At 43.2% G+C, this 20,925-nt stretch carries 16 protein-coding genes; 12 read left to right on the top strand and 4 right to left on the bottom strand.

The window, feature by feature from the left end:
- Nucleotides 1–19 precede the first annotated feature (19 nt).
- The 4 genes from pdxR (at nucleotide 20) to ald (ending at nucleotide 4,290) form a co-directional block, all read left to right on the top strand.
- Nucleotides 20–1,549, top strand: coding sequence for a MocR-like pyridoxine biosynthesis transcription factor PdxR (pdxR, locus tag L4D78_RS10290; protein ID WP_428466835.1), 1,530 nt, complete (start codon nucleotides 20–22; stop codon nucleotides 1,547–1,549).
- A 78-nt stretch (nucleotides 1,550–1,627) separates the two neighbouring features.
- On the top strand, nucleotides 1,628–2,371 hold the full coding sequence (locus L4D78_RS10295) for a TSUP family transporter (protein WP_428466836.1): 744 nt from the start codon (nucleotides 1,628–1,630) through the stop codon (nucleotides 2,369–2,371).
- A gap of 11 nt (nucleotides 2,372–2,382) precedes the next feature.
- Entirely contained in the window at nucleotides 2,383–3,150 is a 768-nt protein-coding gene (locus tag L4D78_RS10300; protein ID WP_428466837.1) for an SDR family NAD(P)-dependent oxidoreductase, read from the top strand.
- Between the two features lie 18 nt (nucleotides 3,151–3,168).
- Entirely contained in the window at nucleotides 3,169–4,290 is a 1,122-nt protein-coding gene (ald, locus tag L4D78_RS10305; protein ID WP_428466928.1) for an alanine dehydrogenase, read from the top strand.
- A 225-nt stretch (nucleotides 4,291–4,515) separates the two neighbouring features.
- Here the strand turns inward: ald and L4D78_RS10310 are convergent, their stop codons facing one another.
- Together L4D78_RS10310 and hrpA are read right to left on the bottom strand one after the other, a co-directional pair.
- Nucleotides 4,516–4,836, bottom strand: a complete 321-nt coding sequence (locus tag L4D78_RS10310) for a hypothetical protein (protein ID WP_428466838.1) — start codon at nucleotides 4,834–4,836, stop codon at nucleotides 4,516–4,518.
- Between the two features lie 124 nt (nucleotides 4,837–4,960).
- The gene (hrpA, locus tag L4D78_RS10315; protein WP_489686020.1) at nucleotides 4,961–8,875 is read right to left on the bottom strand and encodes an ATP-dependent RNA helicase HrpA; all 3,915 of its coding nucleotides are present in this window, start codon (nucleotides 8,873–8,875) and stop codon (nucleotides 4,961–4,963) included.
- 395 nt (nucleotides 8,876–9,270) lie between these two features.
- On the opposite strand from hrpA, the gene L4D78_RS10320 reads away from it, so the two are divergent.
- Nucleotides 9,271–9,804 carry a hypothetical protein gene (locus L4D78_RS10320; protein WP_428466839.1) on the top strand — a complete coding sequence of 178 codons (534 nt, stop codon included), beginning with the start codon at nucleotides 9,271–9,273 and terminating at the stop codon, nucleotides 9,802–9,804.
- A gap of 226 nt (nucleotides 9,805–10,030) precedes the next feature.
- Entirely contained in the window at nucleotides 10,031–10,480 is a 450-nt protein-coding gene (locus tag L4D78_RS10325) for a tellurite resistance TerB family protein (RefSeq protein ID WP_428458725.1), read from the top strand.
- A gap of 91 nt (nucleotides 10,481–10,571) precedes the next feature.
- On the opposite strand, the gene L4D78_RS10330 is transcribed toward L4D78_RS10325, so the two are convergent.
- The gene (locus tag L4D78_RS10330) at nucleotides 10,572–12,956 is read right to left on the bottom strand and encodes a DEAD/DEAH box helicase (protein WP_428466840.1); all 2,385 of its coding nucleotides are present in this window, start codon (nucleotides 12,954–12,956) and stop codon (nucleotides 10,572–10,574) included.
- Nucleotides 12,957–13,200: 244 nt separating this feature from the next.
- On the opposite strand from L4D78_RS10330, the gene L4D78_RS10335 reads away from it, so the two are divergent.
- The 6 genes from L4D78_RS10335 (at nucleotide 13,201) to L4D78_RS10360 (ending at nucleotide 19,273) form a co-directional block, all read left to right on the top strand.
- Nucleotides 13,201–13,464 carry a hypothetical protein gene (locus tag L4D78_RS10335; protein WP_428466841.1) on the top strand — a complete coding sequence of 88 codons (264 nt, stop codon included), beginning with the start codon at nucleotides 13,201–13,203 and terminating at the stop codon, nucleotides 13,462–13,464.
- Nucleotides 13,465–13,503: 39 nt separating this feature from the next.
- Nucleotides 13,504–14,169 (top strand): PEP-CTERM sorting domain-containing protein, encoded by a 666-nt coding sequence (locus tag L4D78_RS10340; protein ID WP_428466842.1) that lies wholly within the window; start codon nucleotides 13,504–13,506, stop codon nucleotides 14,167–14,169.
- A gap of 203 nt (nucleotides 14,170–14,372) precedes the next feature.
- Nucleotides 14,373–14,690: a hypothetical protein gene (locus L4D78_RS10345; protein WP_428466843.1), complete on the top strand. Its 318-nt coding sequence runs from the start codon at nucleotides 14,373–14,375 to the stop codon at nucleotides 14,688–14,690.
- A 499-nt stretch (nucleotides 14,691–15,189) separates the two neighbouring features.
- Complete coding sequence (locus L4D78_RS10350) at nucleotides 15,190–15,960, top strand: PEP-CTERM sorting domain-containing protein (protein WP_428466844.1); 771 nt, start codon at nucleotides 15,190–15,192, stop codon at nucleotides 15,958–15,960.
- A 173-nt stretch (nucleotides 15,961–16,133) separates the two neighbouring features.
- Nucleotides 16,134–17,030 carry a 1,4-dihydroxy-2-naphthoyl-CoA synthase gene (locus tag L4D78_RS10355; RefSeq protein ID WP_428466845.1) on the top strand — a complete coding sequence of 299 codons (897 nt, stop codon included), beginning with the start codon at nucleotides 16,134–16,136 and terminating at the stop codon, nucleotides 17,028–17,030.
- A gap of 173 nt (nucleotides 17,031–17,203) precedes the next feature.
- Nucleotides 17,204–19,273 (top strand): di-heme-cytochrome C peroxidase, encoded by a 2,070-nt coding sequence (locus L4D78_RS10360; RefSeq protein WP_428466846.1) that lies wholly within the window; start codon nucleotides 17,204–17,206, stop codon nucleotides 19,271–19,273.
- Between the two features lie 93 nt (nucleotides 19,274–19,366).
- Here L4D78_RS10360 and ltrA read toward each other — a convergent pair whose 3' ends face one another.
- Nucleotides 19,367–20,650: a group II intron reverse transcriptase/maturase gene (gene ltrA, locus L4D78_RS10365; protein WP_428466930.1), complete on the bottom strand. Its 1,284-nt coding sequence runs from the start codon at nucleotides 20,648–20,650 to the stop codon at nucleotides 19,367–19,369.
- Between the last annotated feature and the right edge of the window lie 275 nt (nucleotides 20,651–20,925).

Consider the following 20,925-nt stretch of genomic DNA (forward strand, 5'->3'; position numbering starts at 1 on the left):
TAAAGATAAGGATGTCCTCATGAAAAATGACCACTTAATTCATATTCAATTTTCTCCAGACAGAGGTCTGCAAGAACAAATTAGAGAGCATCTTTTAGCAAAGATTAATGAAGGGGCGTTTTCGAATAAAGCACTGCCTTCATGCCGTAAATTGGCATCAATGCTTCGTGTATCTCGCAATACGGTTACTTTGGTCTATGACCGTCTGGTTGATGAAGGTTACTTACTGGCTCATCAACGCAGCGGTTATTACGCAAACCCTAGAACAGATATACTGAGCGCAGAAGTGAATGATATAGCGCCCAATTATTGCACAAGAACTGCACAATTCTGGCGCAAACGACTGGCACTAGAAACAGGTTCAATGCGAAATATCGAAAAACCAAAGAATTGGCAACATTACCCCTATCCATTTATCTTCGGTCAACCGGACCATACGCTATTCCCCCTCAGCCACTGGCGCGAATGTTGTCGTTTAGCACAACGAGCGAGTGTAATTAAAGATTGGATCTCTGACTCGATTGACAGTGATGACCCAATGTTAATTAATCAGTTGCAAACAAATGTGTTAAGAAAACGTGGTATTCAAGCACGCCCTGAACAAATTCTCATCACGATTGGAACACAAAACTCCCTCTACCTTTTAGCTAATCTACTCGCAACAAATGGGGTTCGAGTGGGAATCGAAGATCCCGGTTACCCCGACGCCAGAAACATATTCCACAGCCAAGGTGCTTCCATTCAACCACTGGCAATTGATCAACAAGGCGTTGTCATTAACGAGCAACTTCGCCATTGTGATTACGTCTACACCACACCTAGCCATCAAGTACCAACCAATATTACGATGTCGATGGAACGTCGGGAGGAATTACTAGCCGCGGCGGAACGTGATGACTTTGTAATAATCGAAGATGATTACGACAGCGAAGTCAATGTCACTCAGCAACCTCACCCGTCACTAAAGAGCCTTGATAACCATGGCCGGGTTGTCTATGTCGGTAGCTTATCGAAATCGCTATCCCCAGGGCTTAGGGTCGGATTTATGGTCGCGGATGAATCGTTAATTACAGCAGCCAGGCAATTAAGACGCTTAATGTACCGTCACCCTCCCGCCAATAACCAACGGACCTGCGCCTTATTTATTTCAATGGGCTATTACGATACCTATCTGCGAAAACTTCGAGCGCACTATACAGAGAAGTGGCAAACGATGAGGAGGAGTATCGAAACCTACCTTCCTCAATGCATAACCAATGATACGCTGGGTGGCAGTGCGTTTTGGCTAAAGCTACCTGATGGCATTGAGAGTGCTTCTTTACAGGCCGCCGCTCGCGAGAAAGGGATTCTTGTAGAATCTGGTGATGTCCATTTTTGCTTGCATAAAAACTCAAGCCATCATGCCTCTAATCACTATATCCGGCTTGGATTCTCTGCGATCCATCACGATAAGATCGAAACCGGTATCAAGAAGCTCGCTGATGTATTTAATTCACTACAAAGTTGCACTGCTGCCACATCAAAAGGCATAGCTGTCCCTACAAATTAACCGAACTGGCTCTAATCAAACACTCTGTCAAAATTTATTCTTGTTGCATCAATCACTAGCAAGAACAAGGAAGGCAGAGTGTTTACATTGTATGCAGTACCATTGTCGCTATTCTTTGCAGCCTTTGTTCGTGGCTATACTGGCTTTGGATTTTCAGCAATAGCTATTCTGATCCTGACTTTGTCATACCCAGTTGCAGAGACGGTTCCAGCCGTTTTATTACTGGATCTCATTATCAGTTTACCTCTAGTTGCAACTAGCTGGAACCGTACAGACTTCAGCCAATTGCAAAAACTATTATGGGCCACCCTTCTAGGTATTCCGCTTGGGCTAATTCTACTCTGGAGCGCGCCAAATACTGTTTTACAAATCTTGGTACCAAGCACTATTTTATCGCTTGCGCTATTGCCATCGATTCGTACACCACTGGCAAGGCGAATGCTCGCATCCCCCTATCTTTGCGGCTTAATGTCTGGTTGGACGACCAGTGCAGTATCCGCTGGCGGTGCCCCTGTTGTCATTCATTTGCGGAACAGCAAGTTATCAATACAACAGCAGCGCGATACCTTGATTTGTTATTTCTTTCTAACAACCAGCCTAACCGTCGGGCTCGGTTATGCCTACCGTAAACAATTTTATTTTCTGCCAGAGCAACCGTTCATCATGGGTCTACTGTGCGTGTTCGGCGTACTTGCAGGTCGCTGGTGTTACCAGGTACGACAAATCGCGAGCATTCACCATTTTTCCTATTACCTATTACTCACACTGTCTGGTTTCAGCTTACTAAAAGCACTCGTCGCACTGGCAACGACACATCATTAAGGAGTATACCCATGACACAATCTAGCGTATTTATCACAGGTGCGACATCGGGCTTTGGCCTCGCGACTGCCCGCCTATTTGCACATAAAGGCTATCCACTCATTCTTACAGGGCGCCGATCTGAAAGGTTAGCCGCCGTCGCCGATGAACTGATGCAATTTACTGATGTATTCACAAGCACGCTTGATGTGCGTGATGAAAAGCAGGTCGTTGACGTTGTCGCAGCTCTACCCGACACATTTAAAAATATCGAAATCCTGGTGAATAATGCAGGGCTGGCACTAGGCACTGATCCTGCTCATCAAGCATCTCTGAGTGATTGGCAAACCATGATTGACACCAATGTTACAGGGTTAGTGAATGTCACCCATGCTCTGCTACCCATTCTTAATACACAACCCAAAGCGAGCATCATTAACCTAGCCAGTATTGCAGCTAACTGGGCATATCCCGGTAGCCATGTATACGGTGCCAGCAAAGCTTTTGTTGCTCAGTTCTCGCGTAACCTACGTTGTGATTTCGCTGGTACTGGCATTCGAGTAACTAGCTTAGAGCCTGGATTATCGGAAAGTGAATTCAGCCTTGTACGCTTCAATGGCGATCAAGCGAAATATAACGCCGTGTATGAAAACTCTTCACCACTACAGCCAGAAGATATCGCAGAGATGATTCTTTGGATTGCAGAACAGCCTGCGCATATCAATATCAATAGCTTAGAAGTGATGCCTACTTCGCAAGCTTGGAACAATTTCAACATCGTAAGAAACGACAGCATTTAAGATCACAAGGAGTGAATGATGATTATTGGCATACCAAAAGAAATTAAAGTACATGAGTACCGAGTCGGAATGACGCCTGCTAGCGTGCGTGAAGTATGCACACAAGGCCATACTGTATATTTAGAAACCGGTGCTGGGTTAGGTATTGGCTGTAACGATGACGAATATCGCCAAGCTGGGGCAAAGATTTTAGCTACAGCAGATGAAGTGTTTGCCATTGCTGAAATGATCGTGAAAGTTAAAGAACCACTTGCTGTTGAGCGTGCTCGTCTGCGAGCGAACCAGTTGCTATTCACTTATTTACACCTTGCCCCTGATATGGCGCAGACAGAAGATCTGATTCAAAGTGAAGCGGTATGTATTGCTTATGAAACAGTCACAGGCCCTAATAATTCACTGCCACTGTTAGCGCCAATGTCTGAAGTCGCTGGCAGAATGTCAATTCAAGCCGGCGCTGCTTGCCTAGAAAAGTCTCAAGGTGGGGTTGGCTTATTATTGGGTGGCGTAGCGGGCGTTGCACCTGCAAAAGTAACCATTATCGGTGGTGGCGTTGTCGGCGCAAATGCGGCACAGATGGCGGTTGGCTTAGGCGCTGACACCACAATTCTTGATAACAATATCGATACGCTTCGCCGCCTAAATGCACAGTTTGGCTCGAGCGTAAAAACGGTATATTCAAATCAACAAAATCTTGAAGATGCAGTCATCGGTGCTGATCTCGTCGTTGGTGGTGTACTGATACCTGGGGCGGCGGCTCCAAAACTAGTATCAGAGAAAATGGTGCAAGCAATGCGTCCAGGATCTGCTTTAGTCGACGTCGCGATAGACCAAGGTGGTTGCTTTGAGACTTCTGTCGTTACGACACATGACGCACCAACCTATATCAAACACGGTATTGTTCATTACTGTGTTGGTAATATGCCAGGTGCATTAGCCCGTACTTCTGCATTTGCACTTAATAACGCGACTCTGCCATACATCCTACGTCTGGCAAATCTTGGTTATAAAGATGCTTTGCTGAGTGATCAAAACCTAATGAATGGCCTTAATGTCATCCATGGCAAAGTAACCAACGAGAGTGTCGCTCGTAGTTTGGATTTATCGTTTATCAACCAGAGCACTGCACTGTCAGCCGCTTAATCACGGAAAGCTGAGCATAATGTTCTAAGCCGATCAGTTATCATAAATATGATCGGTTTAACGGCCCTTCAAAACTATCAAAATCCAAGTGTTTTTAATGCACTTGGATTTTTGGACGTTTCTCAAAATAAAAGAGCGGTTCTCCTTAAAAGAACCGCATTAGAACATTCAGATCTGTCTTTTCTTCAATCTATCTAACGATAATAAATTAGCAGTATGTGTTTATCACGACAAACAATTACATGTTACAGAAGGAACATATTTAAGCTCATTTGATAAAAATAACGAAAACCCTTCATTAATCGCTATCATAACGTCTTTTTCACTGAACACTACTGCGTGTTCAAAAACCCAACCACTACACCCATAACCAACCAATGGTAAATCCTCTGGCTGTATTGCAGGATCATCCGAAATTTCTAAAATTAAAGAGCTTGAGGTGGAAGACAGGCACCAACTATGATGATTGATAGTCCCGCTACCTTTTATTTTCTCACCAAGTTGAATAACTCCGTTCCAATTTTTCTCTTCAATTTGAATATTCATAATATTTCCCTATAAAACTAACACCAAACTATGGGCAACTATTTACCAAGAACAAAACTATAATAAAAACGCCAGAACTTGATAGTCTGGCGTTTACCGATATAGTTAATCTCAATTCATTAAATTAGCACGCGTTTATCGCATTTCGAACACGCTTATCAGATACCGGATACGGTGTGCCTAACTGCTGAGCGAAGAAACTCACACGTAGCTCTTCAATCATCCAGCGGATCTCTTTCACGTTATTCGGAACTGGTTGCCCTTTCGGGATCTTATTTAGCAACTCTTTATAGTCAGAGACAATCGACTCTACTTTCAAGATATGCATGCGATCTTTATTTGGGTCAATAGGCAGTTTTTCCATACGACGTTCAATAGCGCGCATATAGCGAAGAATGTCTGGAAGCTTGCGCCAACCACATTCAGTCGCAAAGCCCTTGAATATCAAGCCTTCAACTTGCGCTTTAATGTCAGACAGCGCAAACGCCATTGTTAGATCCACACGTCCTTTCAGGCGTTTATTGATACTGAAAGCTGTTGTCAGAATTTCTTCAACTTGCTTAGCAATCTCAACAACCGTGTCACCTAACTCACCTCGGATGTGCTCTTTAAGCGCTTCAAAGGCTTCTGGCTCCCATGCTATACCACCCTTCTGTTCAATCAACTTATCAATACCACAAGCAATGCAGTCATCAATCAAATCAAGCACACGGCCATACGGGTTAAAGTACAGACCAAGTTTTGATTTGTTCGGTAAGTTAGCATGTAGGTATTTGATCGGCGACGGTACATTCAAAAGAACTAAACGACGCTGGCCTTGCTGCATGGCATTACGCTGTTCTTCTTCAGTTTCAAACAGTTTAATGCCAACAGAGTCTTTGTTATCAACAATCGCTGGGTATGCTTTTACTTCAAAGCCACCGCGTTTTTGCTGATAACGTTCAGGCAGTTTGCCGAAGCTCCAAGTTTTCAGGCCTTCTTGCTCAATATCATCATCAGCTACTTTCGATAACGTTTCTTGAACTTTCTCTTTCAGGCCATCTTTCAAGCTGTATAGATCTTTGCTTTCTTTCAGCTTACGGTTGCGATGATCAACAACCCGATAAGTGATCTTCAGGTGATCTGGGATCTGCTCTAAGTTCCAGTCTTCACGCAGAACAGTAACGCCAGTCATTCGCTTAAGTTCTTTCTCAAGCGAATCTAGTAATGGCATCACCATTGCGTCTGCTCGCGCCAAGAATGCATCTGCATAATTTGGGGCTGGCACAAAGTTACGACGTACTGGTTTCGGTAATGCTTTAATCAAAGCAATAACCAACTCTTGACGTAAACCCGGAATTTGCCAATCGAAACCGTCAATATCCACTTGGTTCAAGATTGGCAGCGGCACATGAACCGTGACACCGTCACTACCTTCACCCGGTTCAAATTGATAGCTCAACTTTAGCTTCAAGTTTTCTTGATGCCAGAAGTTTGGATAATCCAAATCGGTAACATGGCTTGCATCGCCTCTGAACAGCATTTCGCGTTCAAAGTTAAGCAACTCATTGTTTTCACGGCTCGTCTTTTTCCACCACGCATCAAAGTGACGGCCTGAAACTACCGTGTGCTCGATACGCTGATCATAAAAATCGAACAACGCATCATCATCGATCAAAATGTCACGACGACGAGATTTATGCTCTAGCTCTTCAACTTCTTTAAGCAACTTGCGGTTCTGATGGTAGAACTTATGCTTGGTTTCCCAATCACCTTCCACCAGCGCCGAGCGGATAAACAACTCGCGAGATAAAACCGGATCAATCTGACCGTAATTAACTTTACGCTTTCCAACGACTGGAATTCCGTACAAGGTAACCTTTTCAAATGCAGCAACAGATGCCTGTTTCTTCTCCCAATGCGGCTCGCTATAGCTACGCTTCAGCAAGTGCTCAGCTAAAGGCTCAACCCACTCAGGTTGGATTTTCGCGGCGATGCGTCCCCATAAGCGAGACGTTTCAACCAGTTCCGCAACCATTACCCATTTAGGTTGTTTTTTGAAAATACCGGAGCCGGGGAAAATATTGAATCGTGCATTACGTGCACCTTGGTACTCATTTTTCTCTTGGTCTTTCAAACCGATATGAGACAACATACCGGCAAGAATAGCAGTATGAATACCTTGGTAACTAGCTTCTTGTTCGTTAACGCGTAACTCAAGTTCTTTAACGACTTGGTTAACTTGGAAGTAGATATCTTGCCATTCACGCACTCGCAAATAGTTCAGGTAATCTTTCTTACACTGACGACGGAACTGGTTGCCAGAAAGTGCTTTTTGCTGCTCTTGAATGTAATCCCACAGGTTTACAAACGTCATGAAATCAGAGTCTTTATCGTAGAAACGACGATGCTTCTCATCTGACGCTTGCTGTTTTTCTGAAGGACGTTCACGTGGGTCTTGAATTGAAAGCGCACATGCGATGATCATCACTTCACGTAATGCACCTTGCTTAGGCGCTTCTAGCACCATACGGGCTAAACGTGGGTCAATCGGTAATCGTGCTAACTGACGTCCCATATTAGACAAACGCTTACGTGGATCTTTCGCTTTGGTGTTAATCGCACCAAGCTCTTCCAATAAGCGAATACCATCTTGAATATTACGATTGTCTGGTGCTTCTACAAACGGGAACGCTTGAATATCACCAAGACCAATCGCCGTCATCTGTAAAATAACCGAGGCAAGGTTAGTTCGTAGAATTTCAGGATCGGTAAACTCAGGACGAGATAAGAAATCGTCTTCTGAGTACAAACGAATACAGATACCTTCAGCGACACGACCACAACGACCTTTCCGCTGATTTGCACTTGCCTGAGAAATACGTTCAATCGGCAGGCGCTGTACTTTAGTACGGTAACTGTATCGGCTGATTCGTGCCGTACCAGGGTCAATAACGTACTTAATGCCTGGTACAGTTAATGATGTTTCCGCTACGTTGGTTGAAAGAACAATGCGTCGACCTGCATGTGATTGGAAGATGCGATTTTGTTCACTTGCAGACAATCGTGCATACAACGGTAGCACTTCGGTATCACGTAGATTACGTTTTCCTAATGCATCAGCCGTATCACGGATTTCACGCTCACCATTCATGAAGATCAGGATATCACCTAATCCTTCATCACATAGCTCATCAACAGCGTCGAAAATGGCTTGCAGCTGATCACGGTCGCTATCGTCACCGTCTTCTGATACAGCACGATAACGCAGTTCAACAGGGAATGTACGGCCAGATACTTCAATGATAGGAGCATTTAAAAAGTGTTTAGAAAAACGCTCTGGATCAATGGTTGCCGACGTAATGATCACTTTCAGATCAGGACGCTTTGGCAATAACTCACGCAGGTAACCCATAATGAAGTCAATATTTAGGCTTCGTTCGTGGGCTTCATCAATAATGATGGTGTCATATTGACTTAAAAAACGGTCATTCTGGATTTCAGCCAGTAAGATACCGTCAGTCATCAATTTAACTTGGCTACGATCAGACACTTTGTCGTTGAAGCGAACCTTATAGCCCACGTAAGAACCGAGTTCACACTCAAGTTCATCAGCAATACGGCTAGCCACAGTACGAGCAGCAAGACGACGCGGCTGGGTATGACCAATCATGCCTTTAACGCCGAGCCCTAGCTCCATACAGATTTTAGGGATTTGCGTCGTTTTACCCGAGCCTGTTTCACCTGCAACAATCACAACTTGATTGTTTTTAATCGCTTCCGCGATATCGTCTTTTTTCTGACTAACAGGTAGCTGTTCGGGGTAAGTAATAGCTGGGCGCTGTTTAGTGCGCATCTCTACAACTTGCATTGATTTAGCAATGTCGAGCGCTATTTCATCAAATACAGCATGTTTAGCTGCATCTTTTTTTATTCTTGCCGCACCTTGTACACGCTTGTGTAAACGGAAACGATCGCGAATCATGCAATCTTTAATCGCGGCTTTTAACGTCTTTTCATTATTTAAAACGTCAGACTGAGAGGTATTCGACTGAGTCAAAGGAATTCCTGATATATCAGCTTGATATTAATTAACTGCGGCGATTCTATCACACTTCTTCAGTGTGTACGGCAATCAGGCTGCTACTTGATATACGAAAGTACTCCATCAAAATAAAAAAAGCAGCAAGGTACATTGATCCTTGTACGCTTCCCCCGTCGAGAAGAAGTCGAACATTGATAAACACCTTACTGCCTGAGATAACTGCTTTCACAGCTTACCAGTACAGATTTTCAATCATGGGCATCACAAGCAACATTCTATGAAAGAATATTGTTAGATATATACCTCATAGCAATATTTTTGCTACTTCCCTTCAATTGAATAAGTAACATATTGCAACTAAAGCCTTAATTCATGTAAGATTTTGCTACATTTATATCTAGGATGTAGAAATGAAAAAAACAATAATGAGCCTAGTGTTGGCAACGGTTATGGCGGCTCCAGCATTTGCAGAACAACCTATTCAGCTTTCAGTTCCAGGCAACAATCTACCTGATGGCAATGTTAAAGGTTTCCGTGCATCATTACTTTACGGACAAACACCACAAGTTACAGGTTTCCAACTACCTATTTTAGGTATCGCAGAGTCTCAAAACTTCACCGGCTTGAGTGTAGGTGTATTCTTCGGTGCAACCCGAGTGACAGGTAACTCAACTGGTTTAAAACTGGGCCTTGCTAACTGGAATGATGGCACGGCTAAAGGTGCTGATCTTGGTTTTGCTAACTATACGGGCAGTAACTTTACCGGCTTACAAATGGGTGCATTCAACTATGCAGGTAGTCTAGATGGCCTACAGCTTGGCTTCATCAATGCTACAGACCGCATTAATCAAGGTGTTCAGATTGGCCTAATCAACTACGATAAGTCTGGTACTTTTGTTAGTGACGACTTCCCTGTTTTCCCTATTATTAACGCACGCTTCTAAGTCGCGTATAGATAGTATGTCGTAAGCTAGAGGAGCAAACATGCTCCTTTTTTCTTGACCACTGCATACCTCCCCTTTTCAGTCTTACCTAAATACCCTCTAACATCTCCCTCATGATTTCTGTGGAACTTCTATGGAAAATGACGCTCATAACTAGATTGGTCGATTTTATGAAAACCGCCCACACTTAAAACGTTAGAAATAAAAATTGATACAGAGGTAAGGCATGTTCCAACAACTGCGTACGATTTTCCGACAAGTAATGCATGAAGGCACCGATGGTGGTGCAGTCGATACTCCATCACTACATTTGGCGATGGCTTGCTTACTTTGTGAAGTGGCTAATGCAGATCATAGTGATGATCCAAGAGAGCAAACCGCAAAACTACATTTGTTGGTTAACTTACTTGAAATCAGCGATGAGGAAGCGGCAGTCTTACTTGATGAAGCGAAGCGTAAAAGCAAACAATCTGTTTCGCTGTATGAGTTCACCACGAAATTACGCACTTTAGAACCAGAGCAACGCTACGCACTCATTGAAGCCATGTGGCAAGTAGCCTACGCTGACGGCGTGTTAGACCCAATGGAAGAAGCGGTAATAAGGCAGGTTGCTGAATTGGTATACGTTGATCATTCTGAATTTATTCGAGCCAAAATAGCAGCTCAACCTAAATAACGAATCGTATTACCGATAACAGCAGGCTGCAACCTGCTGTTTAAATCAAACGACAAATTTAAATGGCATGTTCAAATGGCATATTGAGTATTTATCGAATATCTATCGTCCTGCTTGCTTTACGATACTGAACTCGCCACCCCTGCCATCGCGGCAGCTCCCAACGCTTAGGATCTTGCTTACGTTTACCACTAGTGTGCACGGCAATCACTAGCTTACGAGCGATTTGATACTCAATCTTCATCGCAAGATCAGTTAAGATCACTTGATACGGAAAGGCATCATCAAAATCTGACCTTTTCCACACAGGAATGCCATCAAAAATAAAATCATCGGCAGTAAATAATTCCATGTCATCAATAGACTCTATACCCAACGCTTCAAACTGCTCAACCAGCCACAGCTTTACGTCGGTACTCTCCGCCAGCCTTGTGCAAACATCGGCTTGGTATCGCCCAAGTGCGAGATATAAATTCCATTGATGAATATCTGCAGTAAGACGTTCAGCAAGACCATTAAGTAGCTGCCCACTTAATGTCATATCAACCAAAGAGTCTAGCGCAGACTCACCTTGTGGTGGTGCCCATTGCGAGTCAATGACCCTGCCCGCATAGATTTTTTGGTATTCGACTAAACAACCGTTATCAGTCACTTTCGTTTCACCTGTCGCATCGTCACCAAAAGAGTGTTGATTTAACATTGATAAAGGCACTGGGGCCATGCACGTCGCCAAGACCAAGTTTTGTTTCACCCCTTTCCCTGGCACAGCAAACTGATCGAATACAATCGCGGCTTCTGCTTCTTCACTGTAACGGCTATCACGACCCACGCTCACTTCAACAAAACCATTACCTAGGGCTTGGCGTCTTTTTTGACGACGAACAAACACCAAATCTGGCATCGCAAGCATTATTGCTTCTAGCCATTTTTCACGGCGTAATGAGCTTGCAACCTCAAGTGCGGGTAATGACATCGCGGTTCGAATTTGTTCTGACAACTGTCTCGCTTCTTTTAAAAGTTCCGTATCAATATTCAAACACTCAGGTACAGGGCCACGTAATAGTTTAATTAAGGCGGTTGCATCACAACCATTCGGCTCCCATTTCAGTAACTGCTCTCGCTTTTCTTCCGATGAAGGCATTTGCCATAATCGCTGATAAATGCTCAGAGCGGCAGATAAGTCAACCATCGCTTCTTGGCTCGCCTTGTCAGGCATAGCAGTAATAAGGTGCGCAAACAGCGTATCTATTGGTAGCGGATAAAGGAGTTGGCCATGCTTTGTAACATCACCACTTTGATTAATTGCCTTCATGTTTTGAAGCTTTTCAGATGCGATATCTAGCGATTTTGCAGGCAATACGTCAACAAATGGTAACTGTGCCAGCTTGAAACCACAGCAGGCAGCCGCAAGCATCGGCTCTACCAGTTCTTCTCTATGCAATTCTGGTGGAGTGACCAACTCAAGTGGTGCTGCTTTACCATAAAGTCGAAGGCATACACCATCTTCAACACGTCCTGCACGCCCTTTGCGCTGCTCTGAGCTGGCTTTTGAAATAGCATGCAGCCCCAAAACGGTTCGTCCATTGCGCTGATGGGTTCTACGCTCTAACCCTGTATCAACAATTAATGTCACACCAGGGATCGTTAATGATGTTTCAGCCACGTTCGTTGCTAATATAATCCGTTGCTTATCACTCTCAGTCAGTGCACGATGACGCTCATCATCAGTAACCGATGAATGTAGTGGGATTATGTCGATTAATCCCATATCGACCTCAGCCGCAAGTGCTTGCTTCAACATCGATAAACATTGCTGAATTTCTTTACGACCGGGCAAGAAAACTAAAATATCGCGATGTTCTTGATAATGACTTAGCACCACATTTTTAACTTGCTTATCAATGTGACGGACATCAGGCATGTTCCGACTATCAGTGGCTAAGTGTGATGTTGTGACATGAAAGTTTCGCCCTTTGGCTTGCAAACAGTGTCCCGCTAGATATTCAGTGAGCCTTTGACTGTCTAGCGTTGCAGATGTCACTACAATGCGATGACTATCAAGTTGCTTTAATACCGCAAGTAACAAATCGGTATCCCAGCGGCGTTCATGAAATTCATCAATGATTACGGTGCTAAAACCCTCCAGTTTGTTTTCCGTTAACCAACGCAGGGCAACACCGGGCGTAACAAAAACAATCTCACTCTTGTCATCAAACTGATTATCAAAGCGAATAGCATGCCCTACCGACTGACCAACTTGCTCACCCCTTTGCGATGCCACAAATTCAGACAGTGACGTACAAGCAACACGGCGAGGCTCTACCACCAATACCCTACCTTGCTCAGCCGCCCACACCGGTAAATGAGTCGATTTCCCTGAGCCTGTTTCAGCTTGTACCACAAGATGGTGCTGGCTCAGTAAACTTAAAAACTCACTTTTAATCGATTCTATTGGCAGGCTATATGTGTAAGGCATGAAATTATCAGTCGGTTAGTACTCGAGCAGCTATTGTGTCAATTAATGGTAGTGATGTCATGATTTGATCGCTATTTGATATGAAAATTGCATTTTGCCACAAGGTAAACGATGTCATTCCATCCGAATAATCTCTTCAAATATCAACAGTTTTTATTTATTTACAAGTAATAATAACACTTGGAACGATTGTTGCTTTATTTAAAAACAAGCTTCCGTGATTTATTAAATAAAGGGTTTCAATATGAAGGTATTTAACACCGCCGTTATTGTAGGACTTTCGTTAAGTAGCACTTTCTCTCATGCAACCTTAGTCAATGTTGATAACTGTTTTGGCACTGCAGCAAACGGCCCTACAGTAACCTGTGAAATCACAGACTCACCAGCCAGTAGCATTACGGAAAACCCAAGTAACAATGAACTTATTGCTTGGGACAACGTTAAAAAACATGCCTTAACCGAAAGTTTAAAAGTAGATAACACTTTTAGCCCAAGTTTTTCAGATTAAATGATTAACCACCTCAACAATTTGTTTAAAGGAAATACCATGAAGTTATCTAAGGCTCTCATCACAACAATATTAACCACTGCTAGTTTTGCCTCTCATGCAACCTTAGTTAGTATTGATAACTGTTCTGGTACAGCAGCTAACGGCCCAGCCGTAACCTGTGAAATTACTAACTCTCCATCCAGTGTGATAACCCCAAACCCAAATAACAATAAACTCATTGCATGGGATGAAGTTCAAAACCACACCTTAACAGAAGACTTAGTCGTCGATCGTGTTTTTGACCCAACAGCGTCATTCATTGAAGACGCAGGTAGTGGCGATTATATAATCAAAGCTGGGACCATTGTTTCGAGTCACTATGTTCAGTGGGATCCCGATGGTGTAGGAACCATTGATGCTTCCATTGTTCTCGACTCTCAAGTTTTTGCCTTTATAACATCAGACCAAAATCTATTTGATAGTGATGATCAACTTGCTCGCACTGGCATTGATTATAATGACTTCACATTACGCGGTTTAGAGAATGCAGACACAACTGTTTTCGATGGTAGCAGCACTGATATTAGCTGGAGAGCGAGTGCTCCCGGTGATTGGACACGTTTAATTACTGCTTATTCGCCAGCAGCGCAAGTTCCAGAACCAGCGTCACTTGGCTTTATGCTCGCTGGACTCATTGGCATCATAAGTCGTCGTAAAAAATAAAGATGATATAGCTTTTTATATTATTGATTTGAGTCGAATAAAATACCTTATGTACGCTGGCGCAACATTCATATATCTCTTCCTCGTCGCACATATTATCCACGATAAGTATGTGCGACTCCGACGGCTTTACACTTAACAACGGACACCCACATAATGCGAACTTAATTTCATATAATCTAGGTTTATAGAAGGTCCGTACTATGTTTGGAAAACTCGCAAGTAAAGCAAAAGAATTATCATCATCCGATGTAGAAGAGAGTGAAAGTTCAAATAAGATCAACGAAGTAATTCAGTCACAGTGGCCTAAAATTGAAGCTATTCTGCTTGAACGTCTTGCTGCAACCGCAGGTGATAAACTCAACGATGAAGAATTCATTAATACCGCCTTCAAAAATACCTATGGATTCTTACCAATGCCTATACGTCTTGTATTATCCGAAGATAAATTTGTTTCCTATTGCATGCAACACAAAGAACCTCTCTTAGAAAAGCTTAATGAACTCAATACAGTTAGTTAATTTCAGATAGCTTGTTCTAAGTAAATACATTTCCTAACAGCGTTATGTTTTTGAATAATAAATAGTGGTGTTGTCAATTAAGATAGCCTTCAGCTAGAACGGTTTCGCAACATCACTTTCTTTAGCGCTTTGCATAATAATTTAACACTCAGCTCTAATTCTCTATTGAGCACCCTTCCTACCACCAACTTCATCGGTATCATTTGTCGTTACAAGCACCGTCATTAATTTAAGTTTAAAATAAATCCATTCGACTACTCATTATTGTGACTAATAAGTCAGTCATGGTTGCTAACTAATAGCAAAAATACGTCCTCACCCAATTTCACTGTCAGATTTTTTTACACTCGGTAAAAGCCTCTCTAACAAAAAATATTCAAGTAATTGATTTTATGTTGAAAAATAACAGTTGAAAAATTGGTACCCATATTGCATTTCAATTGAAGACGCATATTGAAATTGTTTTCAAAGTAATCAATAAACCAAGGTGAGGTAGGTTATGTTAAAGAGAAATCAGAAGTTAGTTCTATCATGCTTAATGGCATTAGGATTCTCTACAGCAACCCAAGCAGGGATGATTGTTTCAGGTATCGATAATGATTACCATGCCGTTAGAGGTGCAGGAGATCCAGGCGGTAACCAGTACAACTTATTACTCAACCAAGTAAACTTCTTAACTGGCGGCAATAGCGCCGATTCCTTTATCACCGCAGCAGGAATTGGTGGGAATTTTGGTAATCGTGAATTGGATGATGTTTTTTCCAGCGGTGATCTTGCTGGTAGTGTCGATCGTATTACTGAAACTGCCTTTAACGCCCTTAGCACAGCCGCCCTACTTTCCACCTACGACTTATTATTGTTTACTTGGAATAGCAGTACATCATTGAATGCAGACTGGGCAACGGTAATCAAACCCTACCTAGATGGTGGTGGCCATGTTATTTGGGAAGATGAAAATAACTTAGGTGATTTAAGTGCTGTGATTACTGGTTCAGAAAGCAATGGCTCTTTTGGTACAGGCTATCAAGTAAGTAATGTACCGGGATTAACCGATGGCATTAGCGGGAATTTTGTTAACCACCATATCGGGTTAACAAGTTGGGATCCGATGTTTACCTCATTCATCACAGGCCCAGCAAGTGACACTTACGCATCTCGCGGGATTTACTATAACTACGTACCAGAGCCAGAAACACTCGCGCTGTTTGGATTTGGTCTGATTGGGCTCGGCTTATCAAGAAAAAGAAAAATAACGCGCCTAGCTAACTAATAACTTGAGTTTAGGGCTAGCAGCGTACTAGCCCTTATCACTGTATTAACGGTCGCAGAGTAAACACTCATTTCATATTCCGCTATTAATATCACTACTTTTCCATTCAGAAATTGACATTTTCTTTCAACTCCCTAGCCTTATGTCATCCATTCGTTGAGGCTAATTTCAACATGACTGACAAAACAATTTTTAACCCAGAACTATGGGATATCGTTCCAGGCTTTGATTTTGAAGACATTACTTATCATCGTGCTAAAGCACATGGTACGGTGCGTATCGCCATTAACCGCCCAGATTGCTTAAATGCATTTCGCCCTAAAACCGTTGATGAATTATTCACAGCACTTGATCACGCTCGACAGTGGTCAGATGTTGGTTGTGTTCTCTTAACGGGTGATGGCCCTTCTAAGAAAGGTCAGTGGTCGTTCTCTTCAGGTGGTGACCAACGTATTCGCGGTAAAGACGGTTACAAATACGAAGGTGAAGAAGCGGGTAAAGCCGACGTAGCTCGTATGGGACGTCTACATATTCTGGAAGTTCAGCGTATGATCCGCTTTATGCCTAAAGTTGTTATCGCTGTTGTACCTGGTTGGGCTGTAGGTGGCGGCCATAGCCTTCACGTTGTGTGTGACTTAACGCTTGCTTCGAAAGAACACGCGGTATTTAAGCAAACTGATCCTGATGTCGCATCATTCGATTCAGGCTACGGCTCTGCTTACCTTGCGAAGATGATTGGCCAAAAGCGCGCTCGTGAAATCTTCTTCTGTGGTTTTGACTACAGCGCACAAGAAGCGTATGAAATGGGTATGGTAAATAAGGTTGTTAATCACTTCGAATTAGAAGAAGAAGCATTGCGCTGGGCAAAAGAAATTACCAGCAAATCTCCAACAGCAATGCGTATGCTTAAATACGGCTTCAACCTGCCAGATGATGGTTTGGTAGGTCAACAACTGTTCGCTGGTGAAGCAACACGCCTTGCCTATGGTACCGCTGAAGCGCAAGAAGGCCGTGATGCCTTCCTGGAAAAACGTGACCAAGATTTCAGCCAGTTCCCTTGGCACTATTAATCGCGTTTAGTTTTCACTAAAAACAATCAAGCCCTGATTTAGTCAGGGCTTTTTCGTTTTACTGCATCCCCATTCAATTTTAAATGAGATTAATAATGTAATAGCTAGGTAATAACCCGTGATGATATATGCCTCTAATCTATTTACGGTATAAACATCACTAAGGAAAGGTTATGTGCAAACTAAAAATAACTATCAATATATTCATTTCTACGCTGTTCCTTTTTAACTATCACGTTATTGCAAGCGAAGCAAAAAATCCGTTTTCAGAGCAATGGCTTAATGAAATCAAAAAACTCGCCGAAATAGAAGTATTACAACGAACAATTCCATTTCAAGATGGGACTGAATTAACCTACTCCATGCCAGTAGAAGGCAGTACCAACGAAGCCATTAATCTTGGTCAAGGTTGGACTGAAAAGACTCAACAGCAGTTCTACTCTACTAGTCAAGGTTCAAGAATAATGCCTTATGATTGGTATCTATATTTAGAACAAGTAGATGATACATCACTCTTTCGCGCTAACAATAATATAAGCAGTTACGGTTATCTCCCTAGCAAGATAACTAAAAATAATCCTGACGGACTAAGTATAGGTTTTGTAAAAGACACACCTTCAGCTAAAACTAAGAAATCACAGACTTACCCAGGAATGAGCGAAGAATCTTGGGTTGGTATGAATTGCGCGGCTTGCCATACAACGGAAGTGGAATATAAAGGCACGGTAATGCGTATTGATGGCGGCCCAACAATGGCGAATTTTCAGCAATTCAATGTCGATTTAGTTGCAGCCCTAGAGTCAACGATCAGAGATGATGATAAATTTGAACGCTTTGCCAAAAATGTATTACAAACATCAAACTATATCGATAGCACTGACAATAGAGATAGCCTGAAGTTAGATTTAATTAAGCAAACCGGCATACTTAATCACCGTAATAAAATCAATGTGCCGAATGATCATCAAGCGCCATATGGCTACGGGCGACTGGATGCTATCGGAGCGATTTTCAATCAAGTATTGTCGGTTTTTWACAATGACCCTCATAACGCGCGTGTTGCAAACGCGCCGGTAAGCTACCCATTTCTTTGGGGGACACATCAGTCGGATGTCGTTCAGTGGACAGGTTTTGCACCTAATGGTCCATTGAGTCTCGGCGCGCTGATCCGAAATGGCGGCGAAGTACTCGGTGTTTACGGACAAATTGAAATAGATAAAAACACCAATACCGTTGCTTACCCGTCATCTTTAGATTTTAAAGGCTTAGGTATTCTAGAAGCAAGAGTCGCACAGTTAAAAGCGCCACCTTGGCCACAGAGGCTATCAAGCATCGACACATCTAAATCGCAACAAGGTAAAAGTATCTATGCAAAAGAATGCGCCAGTTGCCATGCCGTCGTTGCTAAGTCAGATCAAGGTAAACCTTATAAAGCACAACTTACACCTTTATTCGATGTGAAAACCGATGCACAAGAAATCATAAACCTATTAGCTTATCGAGATAGTGGTGCATTTAACTCTCGCCATGAATTTGGCAAATTAGGCCCACAAATAGGTACTATTACAACGGGCTTAGATCCTTTGGTAAATTCGGTTGTAGGAACTATTTTATCGCAACTTAAAGAAGCTATGCCTGCCAGTTTCGTTGAATATGAAGGTGGAGTATTAGCAGGGGATCCGAGTCTAAATAATGGTATTGGCTTCAATGATACTCAACGTAAGGACTATGCAAAAAAAGCATTAAAGGGTCTTGACGACTTTAAACTAGCTTATAAAGACCTTCACGACACAGCTCAATTCATAAATTCCAAATGCAAATTGACGCCAAAGTTATGTAAAGAACTTCTGGATTCTGGTTTGGTTGTGGTTGATGTCAAGGGCTACATTAACAACCTCCAAACTACGCCGGAACAAAAAGCAATAAAAGCTGCGGTACGTGATGGGCAAGTTTATAAAGCTCGCCCACTTAATGGAATTTGGGCTACCGCTCCTTACCTTCACAATGGCTCTGTACTTTCACTAATGGAGTTATTAAAGCCAGAAGAACAGCGTTTAAAAGAATTCTACGTCGGCAGTCGAAAATTAGACGCTGTAAATGTCGGCTTTATCAACGAGCAGGTGCCCCACTCTTCATTATTTGATACCGGGTTACTGGGAAATAGCAACCGTGGTCATACATACGGTGTTGATTTAAAACAAAATGAAAAATATGCATTAGTTGAGTATATGAAGACGTTATAACAATAATTAAGTATTTCATGTCTTAACGAGTAGGGTGAGGCGTCTCCACCTCATCCCTCTCACAGAACCGTGCGTACGGGCCTCGTACACGGCTCATGCACGTTTCCATTCAGCATAATTGCTGAACACATACCCTGTCTTTATATGCTCAAGATTTACCAGACCCAGTTCAATGAACCACTGGTTTGGCATCGCATAGCTGGCCAAGGGACTCGCCGAACTTCTCCAACATGTCATTCGAATGTGCTTGAAGTGCGCCTTATACCCAAGTTGTTTCAGTCTCCTGTGTAACCTTTTGGCCGTCTTCCAGAGCTTCAACTGAAGGCTACGTAACCGCCTTCGAAGCCAAGTGGCGAGCCTCTTGAACTCCCCGTTGGCATTCGCTACTTTGAAGTACTGGCCAAAGCCTCTTAGCACCGGATTTAACGCTTTGATGACCTCGCATAGAGGCTTGCCCCTATTGCGCTTGGTCATGCTTTTGAGCCTATCCCTGAACCTTTGCACCTTCTTAGGTTGGATCCGGGTGTAATGACTCCCTATCTCCACACCCAAGAACTTCACACCGTCATGGCTATGGGCAAGATGGGATTTACTCTGGTTCACCGTGAGTTTCAGGCCTTTTTCCAGTATCTCCGTTGCCTGCCTGAGTGCATTCTCTGCACCCGAACGGCTTCGACAGAGGATTAAGATATCATCGGCATAGCGCACTATACGATGACCGCGTCGTCTCATTTCCTGATCGAACGCATCCAGATAGAGATTCGCTATCAATGGGCTTATTACACCGCCCTGTGGACTCCCGACTTCTGTCTCATACCAATGCCCATTCTCCATTACCCCACTTTTCAGGAACTGTTTTACCAGTTCAAGAACACTACTATCTGTGACCCGTTTCCGTATGCTTGACAAGATAAGCTCATGATCAAGCTTGTCGAAGCACTTGGACAAGTCCATATCAACGACATACTGCAGGCCATACCTGCGGATGAACATCGTGGCTTTGTTGATAGCATCGTGACAGCTTCTTCGAGGCCGGTATCCAAAGCTTGATGGATGGAACTGCTCCTCGAAGATGGGGGTAAGTAAATCATTCAGGGTTTGTTGGACAACTCTGTCCCGAACACTCGGGATACCCAGCAGCCTGACACCGCCATCGTCTTTCGGGATTTCGACCCGCCTGACTGGAAGGGGACAATACTGCCGAGTTTTCAGTTCGAGTAGGAGTTGGTCGAGGTTGTTACTCAGATTCGAGGCGAAGTCACTCAGGCTCTGCATATCAGTTCCTGCCGCACCCTTTGATTTCCACACCTTTTTGAACCCCTTGTACAGCCGCTCCTTATTAAGCAGTTGGCCATACAGGCTGTAATATACCCTCAACTTCTCTCCATACTCTTGGGTTGTGCGCTGTGTGGAGACAGTGTGCTTTGTCTTCATGTCGGTCTATTTCATCAGGCTCTGTAGCGTTCTAGCTCAATGGCAATCTACTACTGTCACTCTGATTACTCCCATGTACGGATTCACCCCTCAGTACCCTGCTTCCAGTTAACCAAGTGGGAATACCCCGGTAGCGAGCCGGCTTGTGTACCATGAAAAAAAACACCTGTTCATCACAGACTTGAAACGTACTTCCTCCCTTCGCAACGCGATGTGCT

Origin of the sequence: Photobacterium minamisatsumaniensis, assembly GCF_050336695.1 — a bacterium.
In the GTDB taxonomy this organism is placed as follows: Bacteria; Pseudomonadota; Gammaproteobacteria; order Enterobacterales; family Vibrionaceae; genus Photobacterium; species Photobacterium minamisatsumaniensis.

Excerpts from the sequence above, each read along its gene's own strand:
- L4D78_RS10350 (WP_428466844.1), top strand. The coding sequence starts at position 15,190 with ATGTTAAAGAGAAATCAGAAGTTAGTTCTATCATGCTTAATGGCATTA.
- L4D78_RS10320 (WP_428466839.1), top strand. The coding sequence starts at position 9,271 with ATGAAAAAAACAATAATGAGCCTAGTGTTGGCAACGGTTATGGCGGCT.
- pdxR (WP_428466835.1), top strand. The coding sequence starts at position 20 with ATGAAAAATGACCACTTAATTCATATTCAATTTTCTCCAGACAGAGGT.
- L4D78_RS10355 (WP_428466845.1), top strand. The coding sequence starts at position 16,134 with ATGACTGACAAAACAATTTTTAACCCAGAACTATGGGATATCGTTCCA.
- L4D78_RS10310 (WP_428466838.1), bottom strand. The coding sequence starts at position 4,836 with ATGAATATTCAAATTGAAGAGAAAAATTGGAACGGAGTTATTCAACTT.
- L4D78_RS10330 (WP_428466840.1), bottom strand. The coding sequence starts at position 12,956 with ATGCCTTACACATATAGCCTGCCAATAGAATCGATTAAAAGTGAGTTT.
- L4D78_RS10340 (WP_428466842.1), top strand. The coding sequence starts at position 13,504 with ATGAAGTTATCTAAGGCTCTCATCACAACAATATTAACCACTGCTAGT.
- L4D78_RS10345 (WP_428466843.1), top strand. The coding sequence starts at position 14,373 with ATGTTTGGAAAACTCGCAAGTAAAGCAAAAGAATTATCATCATCCGAT.
- L4D78_RS10335 (WP_428466841.1), top strand. The coding sequence starts at position 13,201 with ATGAAGGTATTTAACACCGCCGTTATTGTAGGACTTTCGTTAAGTAGC.
- L4D78_RS10325 (WP_428458725.1), top strand. The coding sequence starts at position 10,031 with ATGTTCCAACAACTGCGTACGATTTTCCGACAAGTAATGCATGAAGGC.
- L4D78_RS10300 (WP_428466837.1), top strand. The coding sequence starts at position 2,383 with ATGACACAATCTAGCGTATTTATCACAGGTGCGACATCGGGCTTTGGC.
- ald (WP_428466928.1), top strand. The coding sequence starts at position 3,169 with ATGATTATTGGCATACCAAAAGAAATTAAAGTACATGAGTACCGAGTC.